27 protein-coding genes are annotated in these 24,496 nt (G+C 69.0%); 10 read left to right on the top strand and 17 right to left on the bottom strand.

Annotated features, from left to right (window positions below; all coding sequences use genetic code 11):
• Positions 1-9 precede the first annotated feature (9 nt).
• The 3 genes from BLV49_RS09215 to BLV49_RS09200 form a co-directional block, all read right to left on the bottom strand.
• On the bottom strand, positions 10-489 hold the full coding sequence (locus BLV49_RS09215; protein WP_091182996.1) for an NUDIX hydrolase: 480 nt from the start codon (positions 487-489) through the stop codon (positions 10-12).
• On the bottom strand, positions 476-3,934 hold the full coding sequence (locus BLV49_RS17200) for an efflux RND transporter permease subunit (protein ID WP_245723592.1): 3,459 nt from the start codon (positions 3,932-3,934) through the stop codon (positions 476-478). Before BLV49_RS17200 ends, BLV49_RS09215 begins: the two co-directional genes overlap by 14 nt.
• Before the next feature lie 108 nt (positions 3,935-4,042).
• Positions 4,043-4,804, bottom strand: a complete 762-nt coding sequence (locus tag BLV49_RS09200; RefSeq protein ID WP_091182993.1) for a MerR family transcriptional regulator — start codon at positions 4,802-4,804, stop codon at positions 4,043-4,045.
• A 157-nt stretch (positions 4,805-4,961) separates the two neighbouring features.
• On the opposite strand from BLV49_RS09200, the gene BLV49_RS09195 reads away from it, so the two are divergent.
• Both BLV49_RS09195 and BLV49_RS09190 read left to right on the top strand, forming a co-directional pair.
• Positions 4,962-5,813: a DUF4097 family beta strand repeat-containing protein gene (locus tag BLV49_RS09195; protein WP_091182990.1), complete on the top strand. Its 852-nt coding sequence runs from the start codon at positions 4,962-4,964 to the stop codon at positions 5,811-5,813.
• On the top strand, positions 5,810-6,421 hold the full coding sequence (locus tag BLV49_RS09190; RefSeq protein WP_091182989.1) for a PadR family transcriptional regulator: 612 nt from the start codon (positions 5,810-5,812) through the stop codon (positions 6,419-6,421). The genes BLV49_RS09195 and BLV49_RS09190 overlap by 4 nt, the downstream gene beginning before the upstream one ends.
• A gap of 3 nt (positions 6,422-6,424) precedes the next feature.
• On the opposite strand, the gene BLV49_RS09185 is transcribed toward BLV49_RS09190, so the two are convergent.
• Positions 6,425-6,934: a universal stress protein gene (locus tag BLV49_RS09185; protein WP_176980790.1), complete on the bottom strand. Its 510-nt coding sequence runs from the start codon at positions 6,932-6,934 to the stop codon at positions 6,425-6,427.
• Positions 6,935-7,200: 266 nt separating this feature from the next.
• Here BLV49_RS09185 and BLV49_RS09180 point away from each other — a divergent pair, with 266 nt between their 5' ends.
• Positions 7,201-7,398 (top strand): DUF3073 domain-containing protein, encoded by a 198-nt coding sequence (locus BLV49_RS09180; protein ID WP_091182982.1) that lies wholly within the window; start codon positions 7,201-7,203, stop codon positions 7,396-7,398.
• Between the two features lie 69 nt (positions 7,399-7,467).
• Here the strand turns inward: BLV49_RS09180 and purF are convergent, their stop codons facing one another.
• The 4 genes from purF to BLV49_RS09160 form a co-directional block, all read right to left on the bottom strand.
• Positions 7,468-8,925: an amidophosphoribosyltransferase gene (purF, locus tag BLV49_RS09175; RefSeq protein WP_091182979.1), complete on the bottom strand. Its 1,458-nt coding sequence runs from the start codon at positions 8,923-8,925 to the stop codon at positions 7,468-7,470.
• A gap of 47 nt (positions 8,926-8,972) precedes the next feature.
• Positions 8,973-10,073 (bottom strand): phosphoribosylformylglycinamidine cyclo-ligase, encoded by a 1,101-nt coding sequence (gene purM, locus BLV49_RS09170; protein WP_091182975.1) that lies wholly within the window; start codon positions 10,071-10,073, stop codon positions 8,973-8,975.
• The gene (locus tag BLV49_RS09165; protein WP_176980789.1) at positions 10,070-10,471 is read right to left on the bottom strand and encodes a potassium transporter Trk; all 402 of its coding nucleotides are present in this window, start codon (positions 10,469-10,471) and stop codon (positions 10,070-10,072) included. The genes purM and BLV49_RS09165 overlap by 4 nt, the downstream gene beginning before the upstream one ends.
• Positions 10,472-10,532: 61 nt before the next feature.
• Positions 10,533-10,898 (bottom strand): sterol carrier family protein, encoded by a 366-nt coding sequence (locus BLV49_RS09160; RefSeq protein ID WP_091187086.1) that lies wholly within the window; start codon positions 10,896-10,898, stop codon positions 10,533-10,535.
• A gap of 18 nt (positions 10,899-10,916) precedes the next feature.
• On the opposite strand from BLV49_RS09160, the gene purD reads away from it, so the two are divergent.
• On the top strand, positions 10,917-12,206 hold the full coding sequence (gene purD, locus BLV49_RS09155; RefSeq protein ID WP_091182973.1) for a phosphoribosylamine--glycine ligase: 1,290 nt from the start codon (positions 10,917-10,919) through the stop codon (positions 12,204-12,206).
• A 42-nt stretch (positions 12,207-12,248) separates the two neighbouring features.
• A complete protein-coding gene (locus tag BLV49_RS09150; protein WP_091182969.1) occupies positions 12,249-13,226 on the top strand; it encodes an NAD-dependent epimerase/dehydratase family protein in 978 nt (325 codons plus the stop codon).
• Positions 13,227-13,233: 7 nt separating this feature from the next.
• Here BLV49_RS09150 and BLV49_RS09145 read toward each other — a convergent pair whose 3' ends face one another.
• The 4 genes from BLV49_RS09145 to BLV49_RS09130 form a co-directional block, all read right to left on the bottom strand.
• Positions 13,234-13,485, bottom strand: coding sequence for a LapA family protein (locus BLV49_RS09145; RefSeq protein WP_091182966.1), 252 nt, complete (start codon positions 13,483-13,485; stop codon positions 13,234-13,236).
• 93 nt (positions 13,486-13,578) lie between these two features.
• Positions 13,579-15,102 (bottom strand): DHA2 family efflux MFS transporter permease subunit, encoded by a 1,524-nt coding sequence (locus BLV49_RS09140; protein WP_281245325.1) that lies wholly within the window; start codon positions 15,100-15,102, stop codon positions 13,579-13,581.
• Positions 15,086-15,712, bottom strand: a complete 627-nt coding sequence (locus BLV49_RS09135) for a PadR family transcriptional regulator (RefSeq protein WP_091182961.1) — start codon at positions 15,710-15,712, stop codon at positions 15,086-15,088. The genes BLV49_RS09140 and BLV49_RS09135 overlap by 17 nt, the downstream gene beginning before the upstream one ends.
• 81 nt (positions 15,713-15,793) lie before the next feature.
• Complete coding sequence (locus tag BLV49_RS09130; RefSeq protein ID WP_091182958.1) at positions 15,794-16,222, bottom strand: hypothetical protein; 429 nt, start codon at positions 16,220-16,222, stop codon at positions 15,794-15,796.
• Between the two features lie 38 nt (positions 16,223-16,260).
• Between BLV49_RS09130 and BLV49_RS09125 the strand changes: the two genes are divergently transcribed.
• The gene (locus tag BLV49_RS09125; protein WP_091182953.1) at positions 16,261-17,187 is read left to right on the top strand and encodes a phosphoribosylaminoimidazolesuccinocarboxamide synthase; all 927 of its coding nucleotides are present in this window, start codon (positions 16,261-16,263) and stop codon (positions 17,185-17,187) included.
• Here the strand turns inward: BLV49_RS09125 and BLV49_RS09120 are convergent.
• The gene (locus BLV49_RS09120; RefSeq protein WP_091182951.1) at positions 17,184-17,723 is read right to left on the bottom strand and encodes a DoxX family protein; all 540 of its coding nucleotides are present in this window, start codon (positions 17,721-17,723) and stop codon (positions 17,184-17,186) included. The two genes, BLV49_RS09125 and BLV49_RS09120, sit on opposite strands and share 4 nt — an antisense overlap.
• A 125-nt stretch (positions 17,724-17,848) precedes the next feature.
• Here BLV49_RS09120 and BLV49_RS09115 point away from each other — a divergent pair, with 125 nt between their 5' ends.
• Positions 17,849-18,736: a VOC family protein gene (locus BLV49_RS09115; RefSeq protein ID WP_091182947.1), complete on the top strand. Its 888-nt coding sequence runs from the start codon at positions 17,849-17,851 to the stop codon at positions 18,734-18,736.
• 46 nt (positions 18,737-18,782) lie between these two features.
• The gene (locus tag BLV49_RS09110; protein WP_091182945.1) at positions 18,783-19,850 is read left to right on the top strand and encodes an alpha/beta hydrolase; all 1,068 of its coding nucleotides are present in this window, start codon (positions 18,783-18,785) and stop codon (positions 19,848-19,850) included.
• Positions 19,851-20,034: 184 nt separating this feature from the next.
• On the opposite strand, the gene BLV49_RS09105 is transcribed toward BLV49_RS09110, so the two are convergent.
• Complete coding sequence (locus BLV49_RS09105) at positions 20,035-20,658, bottom strand: response regulator (protein WP_091182943.1); 624 nt, start codon at positions 20,656-20,658, stop codon at positions 20,035-20,037.
• Positions 20,655-21,866: a sensor histidine kinase gene (locus BLV49_RS09100; protein WP_091182941.1), complete on the bottom strand. Its 1,212-nt coding sequence runs from the start codon at positions 21,864-21,866 to the stop codon at positions 20,655-20,657. Before BLV49_RS09100 ends, BLV49_RS09105 begins: the two co-directional genes overlap by 4 nt.
• A 130-nt stretch (positions 21,867-21,996) precedes the next feature.
• Here BLV49_RS09100 and purS point away from each other — a divergent pair, with 130 nt between their 5' ends.
• Together purS and purQ are read left to right on the top strand one after the other, a co-directional pair.
• Complete coding sequence (gene purS / locus BLV49_RS09095) at positions 21,997-22,248, top strand: phosphoribosylformylglycinamidine synthase subunit PurS (RefSeq protein ID WP_091182939.1); 252 nt, start codon at positions 21,997-21,999, stop codon at positions 22,246-22,248.
• Positions 22,245-22,940: a phosphoribosylformylglycinamidine synthase subunit PurQ gene (gene purQ / locus BLV49_RS09090; protein ID WP_091182938.1), complete on the top strand. Its 696-nt coding sequence runs from the start codon at positions 22,245-22,247 to the stop codon at positions 22,938-22,940. Before purS ends, purQ begins: the two co-directional genes overlap by 4 nt.
• On the opposite strand, the gene BLV49_RS09085 is transcribed toward purQ, so the two are convergent.
• Entirely contained in the window at positions 22,928-23,626 is a 699-nt protein-coding gene (locus BLV49_RS09085; protein ID WP_091182936.1) for an ABC transporter ATP-binding protein, read from the bottom strand. The two genes, purQ and BLV49_RS09085, sit on opposite strands and share 13 nt — an antisense overlap.
• Entirely contained in the window at positions 23,623-24,495 is an 873-nt protein-coding gene (locus BLV49_RS09080) for an ABC transporter ATP-binding protein (protein ID WP_245723591.1), read from the bottom strand. Before BLV49_RS09080 ends, BLV49_RS09085 begins: the two co-directional genes overlap by 4 nt.
• Position 24,496: the final 1 nt, after the last annotated feature.

Genomic DNA, 24,496 nt, shown 5'->3' with positions numbered 1-24,496 from the left:
GGCCTGACCTTAGCGCTCGAAGCGGGCACGCTCCTCGCCCGAAAGGGCGACGCGGATCCGCTCGGCGTGGTCCTCGGCGAGCGCGGGCAGCGCGTCGATCGGGAACCAGGCGACCGCACTGTTCTCCCCGTCGACGGGCTCCGGCTCTCCCGAAACGTATCGGCAGGCGAAGGCGATGTCGAGGAACTGCGCCTTGTCGCCGTTGCCCCACGCCATCTTCGGCAGTGCGTGCACCCACACGAGGCGCTCGGCGACAGCGACGATGCCGGCCTCCTCGAGCACCTCCCGCTCGGCCGCGACCGCAGGCTCCTCACCGGGGTCGATGATGCCGGTGATGTTCGTCCAGCTGCCGTTGTCGGCACGGCGACCGAGCAGCACTTCCGTGCCGGCATCCGTTTTCCTCGACACGACGGCGGTCACGCCGCTGAGCCAGAGCTCGTCGTGGCCGATCTTCTCGCGCATCCCGACGATGAACTCAGGCGTCGGCATGCGCCTCGGCCTTCTCGCGCTTGGCCTCGCGCTTGGCGGCGCGGCGCTCCTTCGCTCCCTCGACGAGGTTATACAGCGTCGGCAGCACCACGAGCGTCAGGAGCGTCGACGAGACGAGCCCGCCGATCACGACGATCGCGAGCGGCTGCGAGATGAACCCGCCGTGCCCCGTGATGCCGAGCGCCATGGGCGTGAGCGCGAAGATCGTCGCGAGCGCCGTCATGAGGATCGGGCGGAGACGGCGGACCGAACCGTGCTCGACCGCGTCGGCGACGGTGAGACCCCTGTCGCGGTACTGGTTCACGAGGTCGACGAGCACGATCGCGTTCGTCACGACGATGCCGATGAGCATGAGCACGCCGATGAGCGAGGGCACGCCGAGCGGCACGCCCGTCGCGAGCTGCAGACCGATCGCGCCCGTGGCCGCGAACGGCACCGACACGAGAAGAAGCAGCGGCTGCCGCAGCGAGCGGAACGTGGCGACCATGACGATGTAGACGATCAGGATCGCGGCGAGCATCGCAAGGCCGAGCTGCTGGAACGCGGTGCCTTGGTCGGCGGTCACGCCGCCGAGCTCCGCCGTCGCGCCGGCCGGCAGGCTGAGCCCGTCGACGGCCTCCTGCACTTCGGCGCTCGCGGTGCCGATGTTGTCGCTCGACGGCGTCGCCGACACGGTCGAGGACCGCTCCGCGTTCACCGTCGTGATCGAGGCGGGGCCGTTCGTGACCTCGACGCTCGCGAGATCCGACAGCTTCTTCACTCCCGTCGGCGTCGGCACGTCGAGGTTCTTGAGCTCGTCGAGCGAGGCGGGCTCGTCGTCGGCCTGCAGGTAGATCGTGAGCGTCGTGTCGTCGATGACGATCGTGCCGGCCTGCTGCGGCTGCGTCGCGCTCGACACGAAGGAGCTCAGCGCGATCTCGGAGTAGCCGGCTTCTGCCGCGGCCTTCCGGTCGACGGTGATGCCGATGTAGGGGCGGGACTCGGCGAGGTTGTCGCTGACCTGCACGATCGCGTCGAGGCCTGTGATCGCCTTCGACACCTTGTCGGTCGCCGTCTGCAGGTCGTCGGCGTTCGTCGCGGTGATGTCGACCTCGATGTCGCTCGACGCGCCGAAGCCGCTCGAAGCGGCGACCTCGATCGTGCCGGCGTCCTTCACCTGGTCGAGCTTCTCGCGCACCGTCTGCTGCAGGGCGTCCTGGTCGGCGTTCTCGTCCGTCGTGATCGAGTACGTGATGCGACCCTCGCCGCCGCCGAGGAACGCGTCGCTCAGTGCACTGCCGCTCGAGCCGATCGACAGCTGCACGGTCTCGATCCCGTCGATGTCGAGCAGCACGTCGTCGACCTTCTTCGATGCGGCGTCCTGGGCGGCGAGGCTCGTGCCCGGCTCGAGCGTCTGCGTCACCGAGAGCGTGTTCTGGCCGGAGCTGCCGAGGAAGTTCGTCTTCATGAACGGCGCCGCCGCGAGCGTGCCCGCCATCACGAGAACGGCGAGGATGATCGTCGTCGCCGAGTGCTTGAGCGTCCACCGGATGATCGGCAGGTAGCCGCGCTGCAGCGCCGTCGGGTGCCGCAGCTCGTCCTCGTGGTCGTTCGCCTGCGCCCGGCGAGCGCGGCGGCTGCGGGCGGGCATCTGCTGCTCGGCCGGTTCCAGATCGGATGCCGCCTCGCGGACGTCCGCCGGCTCGCTGTCCTCGGCGGTCAGCGTCGGGCTGAGGAACGCGGGCTCGACGATCGCAGGCGTCGGTGCTACACCGGCAGGCAGAGCGGATGCCGCGGGCTCCTGCTCGACGGCGGCATCGGGAGCCGCGGCGGCCGCCTCCGCCGCGGGAGCGGCGCCCGTGCGGCGCGCCGCCTTCGCGGCATCCTTCGCCTCGCGCTTCTGACGGCGCTCGGTCTCGGCCGCCTCACGGGCCTGCAGCTTCTGCTCGCGCGCGGCGAGCTTGGCCTCGCTCGGCGCACGCAGGAACCAGTACGCGAGCACGGGCACGATCGTGAGCGAGACCAGGAGCGATGCGAGCAGGGCGATCGTGACGGTGAGGGCGAACGGCCGGAACAGCTCGCCCGTCATGTCGCCGACGAACGCGAGCGGGAGGAACACGGCGACGGTCGTGATCGTCGACGCGGTGATGGCGCCGGCGACCTCGCGCACGGCGGCGAGGATCGCGACGAAGCGGCCCTCCCCGCTGCGGTCGGCGACGAGGCCGAGGTGCCGCTTGATGTTCTCGATCACCACGATCGAGTCGTCGACGACGCGGCCGATCGCGATCGTGAGCGCGCCGAGGGTGAGGATGTTGAGCGTGTAGTCCGCGGCCTGCAGCCCGATGAACGTGATGAGCACCGACGTGGGGATCGAGATCGCCGTCACGAGAGTCGCGCGCACGTCGAGAAGGAACAGCAGGATGACGATGACCGCGAACAGCAGGCCGAGCAGACCCTCTGTCGAAAGCGACTCGATGGACTGCTGGATGTACGGCGCCTGGTCGAACACGATCGTCAGGGTGACGCCCGAGCCGAGGCTCTTCTCCAGGTCGGGCAGCACGGCGCGCACGCCCTCGGACACCTCGACGGTGTTGGCATCGGGCAGCTTCGTGATCGACAGGGTGAGGGCGTCCTTGCCGTTCACGCGCGACTTCGTCGTCTCGGGGTTGTCGGTGAGCTTGACGGATGCCACGTCCCCGACGGTCAGCGGATTGCCGTCCGCATCCACGGCGCCGACGAGAGGCAGAGCCTTGAGGTCATCGACGGAGTGCAGCTTCGAGCCGGCCTGCACGGCGTAGGTGTTGTCGCCCTCGGTGATCTGGCCCGCGCCGATGAGCGAGCCGTTCTGCTGCAGAGCATCGGAGATCGCGGCTGTCGTCTTCCCCGCGGCGGCGAGCTTGGCGGCATCCGGCGTGATCGTCACTCGCTGACCGAGCGCGCCCACGAGGGCGGCCTCGCGCACGCCGTCGACATCTTCGAGCTCGGGAACGGCGACGCGGTCGAGCAGGTCGGCGAGCTCGGTCGTGCTCTCGCCCGTCGCGGCGACCTGGATGACCGGCAGATCATCGAGGCTGCCGGTCATGACCTGCGGTTCGACGTTGTCGGGCAGCGTCGACGAGATGCGGTTGATGGCCTGGTTGATCTTCTGCTCGGCCGTGCCGAGATCGGTGCCGTACGTGAACGTCGCCGACACGAGACTCAGGTTCGTGCTCGACGTGGCGCTCGTGGACTCGAGGCCCGGCACGCCGCGCACCGCCTTCTCGATGGGCGTGGAAACGTCGTCGTTGACGACGTTCGGCGAAGCGCCGGGATAGTTCGTGATGATCGCGAGCTGCGGGAACGTCACGCTCGGGGCGAGCTCCTGCTTCAGCCCGGTCATGGAGATGACGCCGAACACCGCGATCACGATCGTGACGAGGGCGATGAGCGCCCGGTTCTTCAGACTGGCGACGCTGAGAAGATGCACGGTGCTCCTGCCGGGGGAAGGGGAAGACAGGGACGGACCGGCCGCGACGGCGAGCCGTGACACGCCCCCGTGCATTCTTCCATATCGGACCGGGGCTTTTTCCGTGCGTCAGGCGAGGTGGCGCTCCGCATAGACCGCCAGCGCGTCACGCACGAACCGGGCGCCCTCTTCGCCGCCGTAGTTGGCCGCGAAGCGCGCGTCGGCGACGTACATCTCGCCGAGTCCGGTGAGGTACGCGGCCGTCGGGCGGCCGTTCTCGCTTCCGGGTGTGCCCGGGATGCCGCTAAGCCACGCCGCGTGCCGCGCGGCGAGCTGCTGGGCCTCGTCGCCGTCCGCCGGGATGCCGCGTCTTACGGCATCCAACCAGTCGTCGCCGAGCGCCTTCTGCTTCGCCAGCCAGTCCGCCTTCTCGCTCGCACTCATGCCGCGCCACCACGCATCCGAGTCGGCGTAGGCCTTCGCGCCCCAGCGGGATTCGACTTCGTCCTTGTACTGCGTGTGATCGAAGCCGTCGAACATGTTCTCAGCCATGAGGGGCTCCCCTTTCTTCAGTCGTTTCATCGTGTCTTCGACGGCTCGCGCCTGGCGCGCGAGCCTGTCCTGTTCATGTCGCAGCCAGTCGAGGTGAGCGGAGAGCGCCGCGGGCACGTCGCTCACGCTGCGCAGAGCCTCGCCGATCGCCGGCAGGCCGAGCCCGAGCGCGCGCAGCAGCAGGATGCGCTGCAGCCGGACGAGGGCCGCCTCGTCGTAATAGCGGTAGCCGTTGTCGGCCGTGCGCGAGGGGGTCAGCAAGCCGATCGCGTCGTAGTGGCGCAGTGTGCGGCTCGTGGTTCCCGTCAGCCGTCCGACCTCGGTGATCGACCACTCCATGTCCTCTCCTTCCCTGCGACACACTCACGCTAATCCTTGACGCAACGTCAAGGTCAAGCAGCTGATCGAAAATAGCCCTTGCCCACTCGACGCAACGCGATATATCATGTTCTCACAACACGCGATATATCGCGTTCACGTGCAAGGGAATCAAGGCATGACCATGGAGAACTGGCTCATCCAGCCGGGCGAGTCTCGCGTCATCGACACGGGAATCGTGCGCAGCCTCAAGGTGGCGCTCGTCGCGGGGCAGATCGACATCATCGGCCACGACGAAGACAGCGCGCGCATCGAGGTGCACGACGTCGTCGGCAAGGAGCTCAAGGTTTCGATCGTCGGGGATCGGCTCGAGATCGACCACCCGCAGCTGCGCTGGGAGAACTTCCTCGACGTCTTCCGCTCATTCGGTCCGAACAAGGCGAGCGCCGCCGTCAGCGTGCTCGTGCCGCGCAGCATCGATCTGAGCTTCGGGGTCGTGAGCGCCGACGCGCTCATCTCGGGGCTCACCACGAACGCGCGGCTCAGCACCGTCAACGGAGAGCTGCAGGTCGATCACTTGTCGGGCAAGCTCGAGCTCAACGCGGTGTCCGGCGCGATGAGCGTGCAGGATCACGAGGGTCCGATCAACGTGCACACCGTGAGCGGGGACGTGACCGCGTCGGGAGCGCTGACGCGCTTCACGAGCGACAGCGTCTCGGGCGACGTCTTCGTCGACGTGTCAGGTCGCTGCGAGCGCATCGCCACGAACTCCGTGTCGGGCGACCTCACGGCGCGCATCGACGCCGACCTCGGCGCCCGCTACGTCATGAACGCCGTGAGCGGGCGACTGCAGCTCGACGACACGAGCATCGTCGGCATGCGGGGTCGCAGTTACAGCCAGACGACGAAGGGAACGCAGAACTTCACCGTCGAGATCAGCGCGAACACGATCTCGGGAAACGTCACGGTGATCCGCCGGCAGGACGCGCCCACCGGTTCCCCCGTCGAGGCGGACGGAGCCGCTCAGTGACCCCCGTCTTCGCACACGGCAGCCTGCGCCTCTATCTGCTGAGCCTGCTCGCCGAGCAGCCGCGGCACGGCTACGAGCTCATCCAGGCGCTGAGCGAGCGATTCGGCGGCACGTACAGTCCGAGCGCGGGAACGATCTACCCACGGCTGTCGAAGCTCGAGGATGAGGGCCTCGTCACGAAGACGAGCGACGGGCGCAAGACGGTCTATTCCATAACGGATGCCGGACGCGCCGAGCTCGCTGACCGCGCCGAGGAGCTCAGGAGCATCGAGGACGAGCTGAGCGACTCCGTGCGCCGGCTCGCCGACGAAGTGCGATCGGGGGTCTCGCAGGCCATGCGCTCGCTGCGCGCCGAACTGGCTTCGTCCGCTCGCGAGGCCCGCACGCCGCCCCGCGAGGAGCCCGTCGTGACCCCGCACGGAGCGGACGAGCGCACGGCGAGCAGGGTCGCGCTGTACGAGATCGAGAAGCTTCTCGGCGACTTCCGCCGCGAGGTGCGCAGCGACGTGCGCCAGGCCGTCGCGTCCGGGCGAGTGTTCAGCACCGAGACCGTCGATGTCGTGCGCCGCGAGCTCGCGCGGGCGCGCGAGGCGATTCGATCGCTGTAGCCGCTACGCCTCGGGATCCCACGGCACGCGCTCGTTCTTCCCGACGGGACGAAGCGGCACGAGGATCACGGGGCGCGCCTGCGTGTGGGCGAGGTGCGCCGCGACCGAGCCGCCGAGGAACTCCTGCAGCCCCGCGATGAACCCCGGCTCGCGCGTGCCGACGACGATGAAGCGCGCGTCCTCCTCTTCGGCGATCGCGGCGAGCACCGCGGCCGGCTGCCCGGCGCCCACGCGGGTGCGCCAGCCAACGCCGCTCTCGGCCGTGATGGCGGCCGCTCGCTCGTCGAGCCACGGCGCCTCGGACTTGCCCTCGAGGCCGAGCTCCGGATCGAACGTGGCGAACGCGACGGTGCCGTCCGACATGAAACCCGAGGTGTACTGGGTGGTATCCACCCAGACGAAGACGATCTCGGTTGAGAATGCCTTTGCGAATTCGACGGCTCGCGCGCCGACCGCATCGGGCTGGTCGCCCGTGATGCCGACAAGCACTGGTCCGTGGTCGGGGTTCTTCATTGGTCTCGAACTCCTCTCAGCCTCAGCGAGTGAGCGGGTGACGCTTCGTGCCTTCAGGCTACTGCCGTTTCCCCCCTCACCGCCATATTCCGAGGCACGCATGTACGGTGGAGAGCACCGGAGCGCGTCCCTCGGCGCGCCCCATTCCCAGCAGGGACGCAGATCGCCACATGCTAAACTGGAGGTTGGTCTTATCGTTCCCTGGTTGCCACAACCACGGGCGACTCATCCGTCGTTCGAATTCTGATTTTGTGAGGGGGTCTCGCATGGGGCGCGGCCGTCAAAAGGCAAAGCACACGAAGATCGCACGTGAGCTCAAGTCGTTCAGTCCCGACGTGGACTACGACCAGCTCGAGCGTGAGCTCGGCAGCAAGACGCACTCTGACCCGTACGAAGACGAGGTCTCGAAGTGGTCGGAGTACGCGGATGACTACTCCCCCGACAACCACCAGAAGCGGGCCTGAGCCGCTCGACGCACGCTGACGGCGGTCTCGGCGCACAGCTTCGGCTGTGCGCCGCGTTCGCACTTCCGGTCAGGACAGCTGTGTGCGCTCGAGCCACTCTAGGTACTCGGGCGTGACGGTTCCCGTCACGTACTCGCCTGTGAAGCAGCTCATCTCGAGATCGGTCACGTCCGAGCCCTCGATGATCGCGCTCTTCATGTCCTCGATCTCCTGGTAGATCATGTGGTCGGCACCGAGCACCTCGCCGATCTCCGGAATCTTCTTCCCGTGCGCGATGAGCTCGGCACGACTCGGCATGTTGATGCCGTAGACGTGCGGATGCCGCACCGGCGGAGCCGCGGACGTGAACGTGACCTTGTTCGCCCCCGCCGCGCGTGCCATCTCCACGATCTCCTTCGACGTCGTGCCGCGCACGATCGAGTCGTCGACGATGAGGATGTTCTTGCCCTTGAACTCACTGCCCATCGCGTTGAGCTTCTGCCGCACGCTCCGCTTGCGCTGCGCCTGACCGGGCATGATGAACGTGCGTCCGACATAGCGGTTCTTGTAGAAGCCCTCGCGATACTCGATGCCGAGCTTCTGCGCCACCTGCATGGCCGCGGGCCGGGATGAGTCGGGGATCGGCATGACGACGTCGACGTCCCCGAGGGGCATGTGCTCGGCGATCGTGTCGGCCAGGCGGTTGCCGAGCCGCAGGCGAGCGTCGTACACCGAGATGCCGTTCATGATCGAGTCGGGCCGGGCGAGGTACACGTACTCGAACGAGCACGGCACGAGCCGCGGGTTGCGCGCGCACTGGCGACTGAACAGCTCGCCCTCCGGCGTGATGAAGATCGCCTCTCCCGGCGCCACGTCGCGCACGATCTCGTAGCCCGCGGCCTCGAGAACGAGCGATTCCGAGGCGACGACCCAGTCATCGCCCACCATCCCGGTCTGCCGGCGGCCGAGCACGAGGGGTCGGATGCCGTACGGGTCGCGGAACGCGAGAAGACCGTGCCCGGCGATCATCGCGATCACGGCATACGAGCCTTCGATGCGCTCGTGCACCTGGGCGACGGCGTTGAAGACCTGGTCGGGGTCGAGGTCGAGTCCGGAGATCTGGCCCTGCAGCTCAGTCGCGAACACGTTGAGCAGCATCTCCGTGTCGCTCGTCGAGTTCACGTGACGACGGTCGACGTGGAACAGGTCCTCGGCGAGCTCGCGCGTGTTCGTGAGGTTCCCGTTGTGCACGAGGATGATGCCGTACGGCGCGTTCACGTAGAACGGCTGCGTCTCCTGCTCATTCGCTGCGTCGCCCTTGGTGACGTAGCGCACGTGACCGAGGCCGACGTTTCCGAGCAGGCTGCGCATGTCGCGCGTGCGGAACGCCTCGCGCACCTGCCCCTTCGCCTTCGCCAGGTGGAACGTGGGCCCGTCGGCCGTGGCGATTCCCGTCGAATCCTGGCCGCGGTGCTGCAGCAGCAGCAGCGCGTCGTAGATCTGCTGGTTGACGGGTTCGTGCGAGACGATTCCGACGATTCCGCACATGTCAGAGTGCTCCCGGGTGGTTCAGTGTGGGCGGGGACGTGATCGGCTCAGCGCGCATAGTCGCCGACGAGGCGGACAGCCCCGCCGTCGACGCCCTTCGCGCCCTGCTCGAAGCCGGTGAGGTCGCGTGCGCTCAAGTGCACGGTTCCCGCCTGCCACGAGGCGATGCCCGCCGCGTCCAGGCGTGAGATGACGGATGCCGCGGACGCGGCCTCGACGACGGCGAAGAAGCCGATTCCGAGGTTCCAGGTCCCCTCTGAGCTCTCGAGGCTCGCGGAGGCCATGTCGCTGAGCACGCGGAAGACGGGGCTCGGCGACCAGGTGGAGCGGTCGACCTCGACCCACGAGCCGGTCGGCAGGACGCGGGCGAGGTTCGCGGCGATGCCGCCGCCGGTGACGTGCGAGAGGGAGTGCACGACGCCGGGCTCGTTCTCGAGCAGGTCGAGGATGGGGCTCGTGTACAGCCGCGTGGGCTCGAGCAGCACGTCGCCGACGACGCCGCCGAGTTCGGCCGAGGTGTCGGCGTAGCCGATGCCGCGCCCCTTGAGGATGTGCCGCACGAGCGAGAAGCCGTTCGAGTGCAGGCCGCTCGAGGCAAGAGCGATGACGGCGTCGCCGTCGGTCACGCGGTGGGCGCCGAGCACGGCGTCGGCCTCGACGGCTCCCGTCGCCGCTCCCGCGACATCGTATTCGTCGGGTCCGATGAGGCCGGGGTGCTCGGCCGTCTCCCCGCCGACGAGGGCGGTTCCCGTGGCGGAGCAGGCTTCGGCGATGCCGCGCACGATGTCGGCGATGCGCTGGGGAACGACCTTGCCGCACGCGATGTAGTCGGTCATGAACAGCGGCTTCGCGCCGACCACGACGATGTCGTCGACGACCATGCCGACGAGGTCCTGGCCGATCGTGTCGTGCTTGTCGATCGCCTGCGCGATGGCGACTTTGGTGCCGACGCCGTCGGTGGAGGTCGCGAGCAGCGGCTTGCGGAACGCGGTCAGGTACGACACGTCGAACAGCCCGGCGAACCCGCCGACTCCGCCCTGCACGTTCGGCCCGTGGGTCTTCGCGACCGCGGACTTCATCAGCTCGACGGCGAGGTCTCCCGCCGCGGTGTCGACTCCGGCTTCACGGTACGACGTGGAACTGCTCACGAATTTGTGTCCTCTTGCTGAGCGGTGGGGGACGAAGGCTGCTGCTCGACCTGCGGCTGGTCGGCGCGCACGTCAACCTTATCCATGCGCACGATCCGCGCGCGCTTGTGTGTCGAGCGGTCGACGAGCCACGCGACGATGCCGGCAAGGGCGAGGCCGACGGGCACGCAGATCAGCAGGAGGAAGCCGAACACCTGGCCGGGCGAGTAGTAGATCTCTCCCGCGCTCGTGTCGATGTCCTCGGGTGAGCGCTGGAAGATGAACGTGAGCGCCATCGCGACCACGAGTCCGAGCACGGCTCCGATGAGGAGGAAGTTCTGGATCTTGGGTGCGCGACGCACCGTGGCGTCGGCGCTTGTCGCCGTCTCGACAGCGCGCTCGGGCGGGGTGCTGCTCATGCTCCTATTGTCGCGCATGAAGCTGAGTGCGCCGAACCGCACTCCGGGCGATCGCGTCGCGTCAGCGCGGCAGCTTCAGCAGCGGAATCCGTCCCGTGAGGTCGGCCCGCGTGCCGGACGCGCTCGTCGACGCCTCGGCGACGGCATCCGCCCACGTCTTCGTTCCCGTCGCGAGGGCGAGCCAGGTCTCGGCGTCGGTCTCGATCACGTTCGGCGGGGTGCCGCGCGTGTGCCGCGGACCCTCGACGCACTGCACCGCCCCGAACGGCGGCACCCGCACTTCGAGCGTGTTCCCCGGCGAGCGCTCGGCGAGCAGCTGCAGCGTGTAGCGCACCGCCGTGGCGATGTCGTCGCGGCTCGCGGCTTCGCGCACGGCACGGTCGACGGCCGGGATGCCGACGTCATCGGCGATGCGTGCACGTGCCATGCCCATAGGCTAGTACGCGTGAAGATTCTTGTGCTGGGTTCGGGCGCCAGGGAACACGCCATCATCCTCTCGCTGCTCGGCGAGGACGCCGGTCACGACATCGTCGCCGCCCCCGGCAACGCGGGCATCGCGCGGGATGTCACCGTCACCGCGCTCGACATCAACGACCCCGTGGCCGTGGCGAACTACGCCATCGCCGAGAGCGTCGACCTCGTCGTCGTCGGGCCCGAGGCTCCGCTGGTCGCCGGTGTCGCCGACGAGCTGCGCGAGCAGGGAATCCCCGTGTTCGGGCCGGGCAGGGCGGCCGCGGAGCTCGAAGGCTCCAAGACCTTCGCGAAGCGCGTGATGGATGCCGCCGGCGTGCCGACCGGTCGCGCGCACCGTGCCACGACCCTCGCCGAGGTCGAGGCGGCGCTCGACGGCTTCGGCGCCCCGTACGTCGTGAAGGCCGACGGTCTCGCGGCCGGCAAGGGCGTTCTCGTGACCGAGGACCGCTCGGCCGCTCTCGAGCACGCTGCCGCGTACCTGACCGGTGGCAGCGTTCTCGTCGAGGAGTTCCTCGACGGGCAGGAGGTGTCGCTGTTCCTGCTGAGCGACGGGCACACCGTGCTCCCGCTCTCCCCCGCCCAGGACTACAAGCGCCTGCTCGACGGCGACGGCGGCCCGAACACGGGCGGCATGGGCGCCTACTCGCCGCTGCCGTGGCTCGACGAGACCTTCGGCAGCGAGGAGGCCTTCGTCGACGAGGTCATCCGCACCGTCGCGCAGCCGGTGATCAGCCAGCTCGCCGAGGAGCAGACCCCGTTCATCGGCCTCCTCTACGCGGGCCTCATCCTGACCTCCCGCCGGGACTCCGCGGAGGATCGCGGCATCCGCGTGATCGAGTTCAACGCGCGCTTCGGCGACCCCGAGACGCAGGTCGTGCTCCCGCGCCTCGCGTCACCGCTCTCGCAGCTGCTCCACGCCGCGGCCACGGGAACGCTCGACGAGTCCGACCGGCCCCAGTTCGGCATGACGACGGCTATCACTGTCGTGCTCGCGAGCGAGAACTATCCGGCGACGCCTATCACCGGTCGGAAGATCACGGGGCTGGATGCCGCCGAGCGCGTCGAGGGCGTGCACATCGCGCACGCCGCGACCAGGCTGTCGGGCGAGGAGCTCATCGCGACGGGCGGGCGCGTGCTCAACGTCGTCGCGCTCGGCACGACGTTCGCCGAGGCGCGCGAGCGCGCCTACGACGCGATAGGGCTCATCGGACTCGAGGGCGCCCAGTACCGCAGCGACATCGCCGCACGCGTCGCAGACTAGGCGGGCTTCCCGCGCTGCGGGTCCGGGTCGTAGGTTGAACCCATGCGAATCGTCGTCATCGGTGGCAGCGGCCACATCGGCAGCTTCCTCGTGCCCCGCCTCGTGCACGCCGGTCATGATGTCGTGAACGTCACGCGCGGCGTGAGCCGCCCGTACACGGATGGGCCCGAGTGGCAGCAGGTCCGCCAGAAGATCGCCGACCGCCGTGCACAGGATGCCGGCGGCAGCTTCGGCGAGACGGTTCTCGCGCTGGAGCCCGACGTCGTCGTCGACCTGGTCTGCTTCACCGAGGAGTCCGCTTGCGCCCTCGTCGACACGCTCCGCGGGAAGGTCGACCATCTGCTGCACTGCGGGTCGATCTGGCGCTACGGCGCAAGCCGCAAGCTTCCCATCGCGGAGGGCTCCGATTCGGCGGAGCCGCCGTTCGGCGAGTACGGCATCGAGAAGGCGCGCATCGCGCAGCTGCTCGCCGAGGAGACGGCGTCCGGTGGCCTCGTCACGACGTCGATCCATCCGGGGCACATCGTCGGCCCTGGCTGGCACCCGGTCGGCCCGCTCGGCAACTTCGACCCGCACGTGTGGGCGGCGCTCTCCGCCGGCGAACCGATCTTCGTTCCAGGCAGCGGCACGGAGACGATGCATCACGTTCATGCCGACGACGTCGCCCAGGCGTTCGAGCGCGCGATTGAGAATCCGGATGCCGCCGCCGGCGAGGACTTCAACATCGTCGCGCCGACCGCGTTGACCGTGCGCGGCTACCTCGCGATCGCCTCGAGCTGGTTCGGCGAGACTCCGACCATCGAGACCGTGACGTGGGCTCGGTATCGCGAGCTCACGACGCCCGAGCACGCCGAGGCGAGCTGGCAACATCTTCACCGCAGCCACGTGCTCACGATCGAGAAGGCGAAGACGATGCTGGGCTACGCGCCGCGGTACGAGCCCGAGCAGGCGGTGCTCGAGTCCATCCGGTGGCTCATCGAGCGCGGCCACCTCGAGGTCGCCCGCCCGCTGCAGGCCTGACCGCGCGTCATCTCATGGCCTTGCGCTGGCGTTTGAAGCGCCGGCCGCGAGCGAGGTAGCCGGCGGCGAACGAGAGCACGAAGACGATCGCCATTGCGAGCCACAGCGGCCAGCGCACCGTCACCCACAGGATCGCCACGCTCGTCTCCTGCGCGTTCTGCACCATGAACACGATCACCAGGATGACGAGCACGAGTGCGATCCAGTTGATGCTCGCAAGCCACCGCCTCGCACCGCCGGTGCTCGTGTCGTCGCTCATCGCGGTCCCCCCTGTCGGCCGTGTGCGGTCGTGTGCGGTCGTGTGCTCCGAGGGTAGTCGCCGCGCGGCACCCGGACAACGGCAACCGGCCGGTCAGGCCTCCGGACGAGGCTTCTCCTGCCCCCACTCGGCGGCGATGGGCTTGGGCTTTGCGAAGAACACGGTCGCGATCGCGCCCACGAGGGCGGCCGCGGCCGGCAGGAGCAGCGACTGGCTCATCGCGGCGCTGAAGCCCGCGTGCAGGAAGTCGGGCAGCACGCCGCTGAGGCTCGCGGCTTCCCCGCCGTTCGCGGCATCCGACCCACCGGGAAGCTCGCTCGCGAGCCTCGCCTGCATCAGAACCGCGATCGAGGCGCTGCCAAGGACCGCCCCGACCTGGCGCGTCGTGTTGTAGACGCCCGAACCGGCGCCGGCGAGGGCCTGCGGCAGGTTGCGGGTCGTCATCGTGGCGAGCGGACCCCACATCGCGGAGTTGGCGAGGCCCATGACGGCACTCGGCAGCAGCAGCAACCCGATCGGCTGATCGGGCGTGAGCACGAACGAGTACCAGACGAGGGCGACGGCGCACAGCGCCATCCCGGCGGTCGCGACGAACCGCGGGTTGATGTGGTCGATGAGCCGGCCGACGAACGGAGCGAGCACACCCGAGAGGACGGCCATCGGCACCATCATGAGCGCCGATTCGGTCGGTGTGAGTCCCCGAACCATCTGCAGGTAGAAGATGAGCGGGAGGCTCATGCTCGTGATCGCGAAGCCCACGGTCGTGATGACCGTGTTGCCGAGCGAGAAGTTGCGGTCGCGGAACAGCTCGAGCGGCAGCAGCGCCTCGCCGCGCGTGAGCCGTTGCCACACGACGAAGGCGGCGAGCACGACGGCGCCCGCGATGATGAGCGACCAGACGGAGATCGGCCCCCAGATCTGGCCCCACTCGTAGCTCTGCCCCTCCTGGATGCCGAACACGAGGAGGAACATGCCGACGGCGCTCAGGACGACGCCGAGGATGTCGAACTTGTGCGCGTGCGTCGTGAGCGCCGGGACGAGCCGCCACGCCATGATGAAGGCGACGACGCCGATGGGCAGGTTGATGAAGAAGATCCACTCCCAGCCGAGTCCGTCGACGAGCAGGCCGCCGAGGATCGGTCCGACGAGCGTCGCGACGCCGGCTGTCGCTCCCCAGAGTCCCATCGCGGCGCCGCGCTTGTCGGGCGCGAAGATGCGCGTGATCACTGCCATCGTCTGCGGCGTCATCATGGATGCGCCGAGGCCCTGGAACACGCGCGCGATGATGAGCGCCGAGATGTGCGTCGAGAACCCGCATGCCGCGGAGGACAGGGTGAAGATGACGAGACCGGCGAGGTAGAGGCGCTTGGGCCCGAAGCGGTCGCCGAGCCGCCCGGTGATGAGCAGCGGAACGGCGTAGGCGAGAAGGTAGGCGCTCGTGACCCACAGAACGTCGTCGATCGACGTGTCGAGGCCCTCGATGATCGCGGGGTTCGCGACAGAGACGATCGTCGTGTCGATCAGGATCATGAAGAAGCCGATGACGAGCGCCCAGAGGGCGGGCCACGGCCTGGCGACGTCGTCTCGCCTGCGAGTGGACTCAGTTCGTGATGACAACGCTGCGCGCCCTTTCGTATGCGGCTTCCCGCGTATCGGTGTCCCGCTCGTCCCGCCACGGGATCGAGCCGTCCCGCAGCTCGCGGATGAGGTTCTCGAGCCATCCGATCTCCGCGAGCAGTCTCGCGCGCTCGTGGGAGTGCTGAAGCAGGTACATGGTGGGGACCTGTCCCTCGCGGGCGGTGGCCTGGGCTTGCCCGACGTCGTCGAGGAGGCGCTGCAGCTCCGTCGTGCGCGACTCGAGGAGCTCGATCACGCGATCGAGCGGCAGCGTGTGGCATTCGGCGAGGGCGAGCGGGAATGCCGGGAATTCGGGAGCGACAGTGCCGAGCATCGCGGCAACGCTGTCGGCGAGGAGACGACGTCCGGCGTCGGTGATCTCAAAGGGGGTCCGCTCGGGGCGCGCTCCCTCGCGCTCGGTGTCGAGGGCGCGTGCGCAGCCGTCTTCGGCGAGGCGATAGACGGCCCGGTAGACCGAGCCGGGGCTGATCTTCACGAGACTGTCCTCACCGCGATGGACGGCCACCTGGCAGATCTCGTACGGGTGCATGGGCCGTTCGGCGAGGTAGCCGAGCACGGCGACGGTCATGGGCGACGGAGCGTCAGTCATGCATACTCCTCTTCAACTATTCCAGGTGGAATATACGCTCGCGGCCGCTCGCGCTCAAAGCGGAAGCGCATCCCGCGCGTGTCAGGCGCCGCTCAGCGACTCGATGATGCCGATGCCGGCGAGTGCAAGGGCGGGAAGGAGAACAAGCGGAAGGCTCCACGCGGCGGTGCTCTTCACGCCCACGCTCGTTCGCGTGAATCGCGCCGTCAGCCGGGCGGCGATTACAGCGGCGAGCAGCGCGCCGCCCGCGAGCGCCGCGATCACGAGGGCGATCCAGCCGAAGGACGGCCCGCTGCACATCGCCGAGTCCGCCGTGCAGGAACGGAACGGGCCGCCCTGGCCGCTCGAGTCGAAGCGCGCGCTTGCCAGCATGAGAAGGATCCACAGCGGAAGCAGCAGACCGTTGACAGCGACGGTGGCCGCAACCGTGATCGTGGGCGCCAGCCAGAACGGGGCTCGCCGCGTGTGGTCGACGGGAAACTCGTCAACGGTCTCGCTCGTCCCCCTCATAGGCGTTGACCGTAATGCTCCGGTCTGGGAAATCGGCGATGGCCGATAATGGATGGGTGAGCGCGCAAGAGAACCCGGCCGGCTGGATCCACCTCTACTCGGGAAAGGTGCGCGATCTGTACGAGCCCGCCGACGTCTTGACCGACGTCGCCGGCGCGGGAGACGCGATGCTCGTCGTCGCGAGCGATCGCGTGAGCGCCTTCGACTTCGTGCTCTCTCCCGGCATCCCGGGAAAGGGTGAGATCCTCACGCAGCTCAGCCTCTGGTGGTTCGACGAGCTCGACGTGCCCAATCACCTTGTCGCGAGCCATGCGGAGGGCGGCCGCGGCCGTGCGGCCCTGCCCGACGATGTCGCCGCTCGTTCGATGCTCGTGAAGAAGCTCGACATGTTTCCTGTCGAGGCCGTCGTGCGCGGCTACCTGACCGGGTCGGGATGGAAGGAATACCAGGAGAGCCGCAGCGTCTGCGGCATCCCGCTTCCGGAGGGGCTCAACAACGGCGATCGGCTGCCCGCGCCGATCTACACGCCCGCGTGGAAGGCGCCCATGGGCGAGCACGATGAGAACATCTCGTTCGAGCGCACGGTCGAACTCGTCGGCGAGGATGACGCCGCCGCGATCCGCGATCTCGCCCTGAAGATCTACGCCGATGCCGCGGCGATCGCCGAGACGCGCGGCCTGATCCTTGCGGACACGAAGTTCGAGTTCGGCCGAGACCCCGAGACCGGCGAGATCACGCTCGCCGATGAAGTTCTCACTCCCGACTCGTCACGCTACTGGGACGCCGAGGCGTGGCGAACCGGAACGACACCCGATAAGCGGATGGCGAGCTTCGACAAGCAGATCGTGCGCAACTGGTTGAGCGCGAACTGGGACATGTCCGGCACGCCGCCCGAGCTGCCGGCCGATGTGGTCGAGCGCACGTCCGCGCGCTACCGCGAACTTCTCGAGCGCATGACCGCCTAGCCTTCGGCCGTTCCGCCGAGGTCGCCGCCGGACTCGGCGCTCTTCTTCTCCGCCGTGCGACGCCCCATCTCGACGGCGGCGATCGAACCGCCGATTCCGAGCGCGAGGGCCGTGAGCGCACCCTTGGCGCCCCAGCGCGCCTTGCCGAACAGCGCGTCGAACGAGGCCTTTCCCGGGCCCTCGGCGGCGAGCGCGGTCAGCACCGCGATGAGCACCGCGTTGTACTCGAAGCCGCCGTTCGAGTTCCAGACGCCGTTCTTCGCGTGCACTTTGCGAATGGCGGTCACCATCGAGGCGATGAGGCCGCCCGCGGCGAGCGGGGTCGCGGCGCCGGCGACGATGGCGGCGCCCGCGCCGGTCTCGGCGAGCGAGACGGCGAGCGCGTTCGTCTTCGCCGGCTCCATCTCGAGACTCTCCATCATCTTCTCAGTGCCTTCGAGGCCCGGCCCGTTGAACGAGCCATTCAGCTTCTGCAGCCCATGCCCGACGAACAGCCCTCCGACCACGACCCTGACGATCACAGCTCCCCAGCTCATTCCGTGCCTCCCTCGTGCAGCGCGATGAATCCGTGTGCTCGGAAGCGTACGTCGACCGGCTGCCGCAGAAAAGGGCTTGACGACCTTGCGGGAATGTTGTCGCTACAAGTATTGTTGAGGATGACATGACCACAACACTCGATACCTCCTCAAAGCTCGCCGCCGACACCGCGATGGGCCCGGTGACGCTGCTCGTCGCGAATCTCGACACGATGACCGCCTACTATCGCGACGCCATCACCCTGCAGGTGATGTCCGCCGCAGACGACTCCGTCACGCTCGGCCGCGGGGGAACCCCCGTTGTGATCCTGCAGCATGCGCCGGAACTGCAGCATGCGGCATCCGGATCCGCCGGCCTGTTCCACACGGCCATCCTGTTCGAGTCGCAGGCCGCGCTCGCGGCCGCGCTCTACTCCGTCGCCCGCAGCGAACCGGGAACCTTCACGGGCAGCGCCGACCACCTCGTGAGCCAGGCGTTCTACTTCACCGACCCCGAGGGCAACGGCGTCGAGCTCTACTGGGACCGCGATCGCACCGAGTGGAGCTGGGTGCACGGTCAGGTCGAGATGGCGACCCTCTACCTCGATCCGAACGCGTACTTGCGCGAGCACCTCACCGAGCTCGCAGCGACCACCCCGAACGACAGCACGCTCGGCGGCGCCGTCGTCGGCCACGTGCACCTCTCGGTCGGCGACACCACGACCGCGCGCGAGTTCTACGTCGACACGCTCGGCTTCGACGCGACACTGGCGATGGGCAACCAGGCCCTGTTTGTCTCGGCCGGCGGCTACCACCACCACATGGCCATGAACGTGTGGAACAGCCGCGGCGCCGGCCCGCGCATGCCCGCGCTCGGTCTCGGCCGCATCGACATCGAGCTGCCCGAGAAGGACGGCGTCGGCGCCCTCGACGAACGACTGCGCCACCACAAGGTGCAGACCCGCGACGACGGCCGCTCGCTGAGCTTCGACGATCCCTGGAACAACCTCATCACAGTCACCACACGCGCCTAGCGCGACAGCGACCTCCGGTGCGCATAATGGGCACGGGAGGTTCGCTGTGGCTCTGGATCCGTACTTCGACGAGATGTATCGAGCGCGCCGACACGACATGATCGTGCAGGCGCGCTCGATGGTCACCGGATCGCTGTCGAAGCTCGTTCCCCTGCGGCGCCCGGCCACCCTCGACCCGGTCGACGCCGCCCAGCGCGCCAAGGCCGCCGCCCGCCGCAAGACGCCCGGCTGGCAGCGCCGCAACGCGAAAGCGTGGGACACCAAGCTGTTCGGCCGCGTCGGCGTTCCCGGCCCGGAAGTGCCGACCGAGGATCACACGATCGAGGTGCCCGGCTTCCTCGAGGTGCGCGTGCGCGTATACCGGCCACTGACGGATGCCGCCGGGCTTCGCCCCGCCGTGCTCGCGTTCTTCGGCGGCTCGTTCCAGCTCGGCGGCCTCGACTGGACGAGCATCGACGCGGCCTTTCGATCCCGCACGGCGGACTCGGGCGTCGTCACGGTCGCCGTCGACTACGCGCTCGCCCCCGAGCACCGCTACCCGGCGGCCGTCGAGCAGGGCTACGCGGCCCTGCACTGGCTCGCCGAGAACGCCGCCGAGCTCGGCGTCGACCCCGATCGCATCGCCGTCAACGGTACCTCGTCGGGTGGGAACATCGCCGCCGCCGTGACGCTGCTCAACCGGGCGCGTGCGTGGCATCCGCTCGCACTGCAGCTGCTCGAGGTGCCCGCCCTCGACCTGACAGGCGGGCACATCGACAAGCGGCCGCTCCGCGAGATGAAGATCCCTCTCCTGATGGCTCGGCGCGAGCTCGTCGCCGTCGCGAACGCCTACCTCAAAGACCGTTCCCTCGCCCACCGTGCGACTGCTTCACCGCTGCTCGCCGACCACCACCGCGGCCTTCCTCCCGCCGTGGTGCTCACGGCGGAGTACGACGTGCTGCGCGGCGACGGCGCAGCGTACGGCACGGCCCTGCGCGAGAGCGGCGTCGACGCGAGCGTCGTCGAATACAAGGGAGCCACGCACGACGCCGCCATGTTCCGCGGAGTCGTCCCGCTTGCCGAGCGCTGGCACCGCGACGTCGTCGCAGCCCTCGGCACCCTGCACACCCTGTGAGCCCGACCGCCGAGCGTTCCGTTCTCTAATTTCTGCAGATTCTCTCGACACGCCGCGTCCCGGCCGCACTTCCCGGCGTGGCGAAGCCTTTTGCAGAAATCAGGGGTAAGGCACTGCGCCAGCGTCAGCGGGTCACCGACGAACACATCGTCACCCTCCGTGCTCGCGGAGGCCGCCCGCCTTCTCACTGCGCCCGAATGAAGCCCTTCTCGCGGGCGGCGGCGACGGCTTGCGTGCGGCTTGAGACGCCGAGCTTCGTGAAGATGTGCACGAGGTGCGATTTCACGGTCGCCTCCGAGAGGAACAGCTGCTTTGAGATCTGCCGGTTCGACAGGCCGTCTGCGACGAGCTCGAGCACTTCGGCCTCCCGAAGGCTGAGGGATTCGGATGCCGCGTCCTTGCGCGCGGCCAGTCGCCCCGCGACGCTCGGGGCGAGCGCGGTCTCCCCCGCCGCGGCGGCGCGCACCGCCGTGATGAGCTCGGCGGGCGGCGCATCCTTGAGCAGGTAGCCGGCGGCACCGGCCTCGACGGCGCCGAGGATGTCGGCATCCGTGTCGTAATTCGTCAGCACGAGCACCCGCGGCGCATCGTCGCCCGAGCGGATGCGGCGGGTGGCCTCGACGCCCTGCACGCCGCCGCCGAACTGCAGGTCCATGAGCACGAGGTCGACGCCGGCCGCCGCGCGGGCGACGGCCTCGTCTCCCGTCGCGGCCTCACCGACGACCTGCATGTCGTCCTCGGTGTCGAACAGGGCGCGCAGGCCTGCCCGCACGACGGGATGGTCATCGGCGATGAGCAGTCGGATCACGCGTCGTCCTCCTCGGGAGCGGGGATGGTGGCGGCGAGCGCGGTGCCCTCGCCGGGAGCGGACTCGACGATGAGGGAGCCACCGAGCTCCGTGACGCGGCGCCGGATGGCCGTGAGCCCGAACGAGGGGCCGCGGCGCGCGAACGCTCCCGCGGGATCGAAGCCGGTTCCGTCGTCGACGACGTCAAGCGTCACGGCGTCGTCGTCGATCGTGAGGGTGAGGTCGACGACCGCGGCGTCGGCGTGCTGCTGCACGTTGGCGAGCGCGCTCTGCGCCACGCGCAGCAGGGTCGTCTCGACGGCCATGGGCAGCTGACGGACGTCGCCGACCGGGTGGAAGCGCACTTCGGTCGCGCGCCCGCCCGCGCGCATCGTGTGTTCGGCGGATGCCGCCAGTCGCCGCAGCGCTCCGTGCAGCGTCTGCTCGTCGAGAGCGGGCGGTGTGAGCTCCCGGATGATGCGCCGCGTGTCGACGAGTGCGTCGGCGGCGGTCTGCCGCGCGAGCTGGATCTGCTCGAGACCCGGCCGGGCGGCATCCACCCGCTCTGCCGCGTGCAGCAGCAGCTGGATGCTCGACAGGCCCTGCGCGACGGTGTCGTGGATCTCGCGAGCGAGCCGGTCGCGCTCGGCTAGAACGCCGGCCTCGCGCTCCGCGACGGCGAGCTCGCCGCGAGTGGCCTGCAGCTCGGCGATGAGCTTCTCGCGCTCGGTCGCCTCGCGGTGCAGCGCTCCGTAGCCCGCCGAGATCGCGAGGGCCACCGCCGCCCCGATGACGGGTCCCACGACGCCGCCGACGCTCTGTCCCGAGTGGAAGCCGAGCATGGCGATCGTGAGCGTCGTCGAGACCACGATCGCGACGACGCCCATTGTCGCCGGCAGCAGGTGCAGGAAGAGGAAGAAGAGCGGGAACACGATGTACGCGGCATCCACCGTGACCATCATCATGGCGATCCACAGGGCGGTGAGGACGCCGACCCAGGCGAACGACACGATGTTCACGCGGCGCCCCGTGAAGCCGCGCACGTGGGTGACGGCCGCTCCGCCGAGGTAGACGACGAGCATCGCCGTGCCGAGCACATGCACCGCGATCGCGTGCGGCGACGCGATGACGACGGCGTGCACCATCGCGAACACGATGAGCACGATGAGCAGCACGTGCAGCGCCCAGCGCAGAGCCGTGAACACGGGCGTCAACGCGGAATGCCTCACCGATACCTCCTGGTCTCTCTCTGGGAGCCTATGCGCCGGTTCCGGGCAGCGGTATCCGTCGAAAGTTGGCCGCCGCGGGCACAGTAGACTGGCAGCATCCTTGTCGCGCGTTTCGTTTTGGAGTCCCCCGGTGCCCACACTCGTCGTTGAAGTCATGCCGAAGGCCGAATTGCTCGACCCGCAGGGCAAAGCCGTTCACGGCGCGCTCTCCCGCCTCGGCCACGCGAACGTCACGGGCGTGCGCGTCGGCAAGCGCTTCGAGATCACGGTCGACGAAGTGAACGACGCCGTCATCGCGGAGGTCGCGACGATCGCGGGCGAGATCCTCTCGAACTCCGTCATCGAAGACGTCGTCTCGGTGCGAGAGGCCGACGCACGATGAGAATCGGCGTCATCACCTTCCCCGGCTCGCTCGACGAGCGTGACGCGCAGCGCGCCATCCGCTTCGCAGACGCCGAGCCCGTGGCCCTGTGGCACGGCGAGCACGATCTCAAGAGCGTCGACGCGATCGTGCTGCCCGGCGGCTTCAGCTACGGCGACTACTTGCGCGCGGGCGCGATCGCCTCTGTCTCGCCCATCATGGCCGAGGTCATCGACGCGGCGAACAAGGGGATGCCGGTTCTCGGCATCTGCAACGGCTTCCAGATGCTCACCGAGGCGCACTTGCTGCCCGGCGGGCTCATCCGCAACGACCATGGCACGTTCGTGCGTCGCGACCAGCGGCTGCGCGTCGAGAACGCCGCGACCGCGTGGACGGGTGAGTTCGACTTCGCCGACGAGATCGTCATCCCGCTCAAGAACGGCGAGGGCGGATTCATCGCCTCCGAAGACGAGCTCGATCGGCTCGAGGGCGAGGGCCGCGTGGTGTTCCGCTACCTCGACGTCAACCCGAACGGATCGCTCCGCGACATCGCCGGCGTCACGAACGAGCGCGGCAACGTCGTAGGACTCATGCCGCACCCCGAGCACGCGATCGAGCCCGGATTCGGTCCCGACACGGATGCCGCCATGCGCAGCGGCGTCGACGGGCTGCGCTTCTTCACCTCGGCGATTCAGGCCCTTCAGGCGGTCTGAGTCCGCAGCACCTCGTCGCCGAGCGCGCCGTCGTGCATGACGCGCACGCGGTCGGCGCGGGCCATGAGCAGCGGATCATGCGTCGCCACGATCACCGCCGTGCCGTCGTCGTGCGCGAGCCGCGCGAACAGGTCGAGGACGGCTGCCGCGGTCGCGGCATCCAATTGCCCCGTCGGTTCGTCGGCGATGAGCAGTCGCGGCCGGTTCGCGATCGCCCGGGCGATGCCGATGCGCTGCTGCTGACCGCCCGACAGCTCCTCGGGACGGTGTCCGCCGAACGAGCCCATGCCGACGAGCTCAAGCAGCTCGGCGACGCGCGCGTCTCGTTCGGCCGGCTCGACGCGGCGGGCGCGCAGCGGCAGCTCGACGTTCTCGGCCGCCGAGAGCACGGGAACCAGCCCGAAGGACTGGTAGACGTAGCCGATGTCGTCGCGGTGCAGCAGGGCGCGCTCGCGCTCGTCGAGCGCGGCGAGGTCGCGGCCGTCGATGCGCACGGCGCCCGCGTCGGGTTCGTCGAGTCCCGCGAGCAGCCCGAGCAGCGTCGACTTTCCCGAGCCCGACGCGCCGCGGACGACGAGAAGCTCCCCCTCCCGCGCGTCGAGGTCGACGTCGCGGCATGCGTGCACGGTCTCTCCGCCGCGGCGGAAGGTCTTCGCGAGTCCTCGCGCCTCGAGCAGCGTCGTCATCGCTCATCTCCTCTGCTGACGGTGACATGGTCTTCCTCCAGGCCGAGACGCACGCGATCCTGCAGCGACAGGGTATCCACGAACTCGGCGGGCAGCTGCAGGCGACCGGCCGTGTCGATGACCGCGAAGCGCTCGCTCACCGCCTGCTCCGTGCCGTCCGCCGCGACGTGCGTGCGCGTGTGCACTTCACTGGAGGTGCGGCCGTCGCGGATCTGCACGCTGCGGCGCACGTGCTCGGACACGAGCGGGTCGTGCGTCACGATGAGCGTGGTCACGCCGAGCTCCCGGTTGACGTCGCGGATCGATTCGAGCACGTCCTCGGTCGTGTCGTCGTCGAGCTCACCGGTCGGCTCGTCGGCGAGCAGCACGTCGGGCTCGTTCGCGAGCGCGACGGCGACAGCGACCCGCTGCTGCTGCCCGCCCGACATGTCGCGAGGCATCAGGCCGCGGCAGTCGCCGACGCTCATGAGCTCGAGGAGCTCGTCGACGCGTTGACGCCGCGCGCGGCTGCGGGCGAACGCGAGCGGCAGTGCGACGTTCTGCGCGGCGGTGAGGTAGGGCAGCAGGTTGCGGCTCGTCTGCTGCCAGACGAAGCCGACCGTGTGGCGGAAGAAGCGCACCCGGTCGCGTCCGGTGAGCCCGTTCACGAGAACGCCGCCGACGGTCGCCGTGCCCGCCGTCGGCCGGTCGAGGCCGGCGAGGATCGACAGCAGCGTCGACTTGCCGGACCCGGAAGCGCCGACGAGAGCCGTGAGCTCGCCGCGAGCGACGCGCAGGTTGAGCCCCTGCAGCGCCTGCACCTCGAGGTCCTTCGTCGCGTAGATGCGCACGAGGTCGCGGCATTCGATGGCGAGGTCTGCGGGTTCCATG

Source organism: Paramicrobacterium humi (genome assembly GCF_900105715.1).
Classification (GTDB): domain Bacteria; phylum Actinomycetota; class Actinomycetes; order Actinomycetales; family Microbacteriaceae; genus Paramicrobacterium; species Paramicrobacterium humi.
Note: the sequence above shows the minus strand (reverse complement) of the source record. Positions and strands in the feature narration are given on the sequence as shown.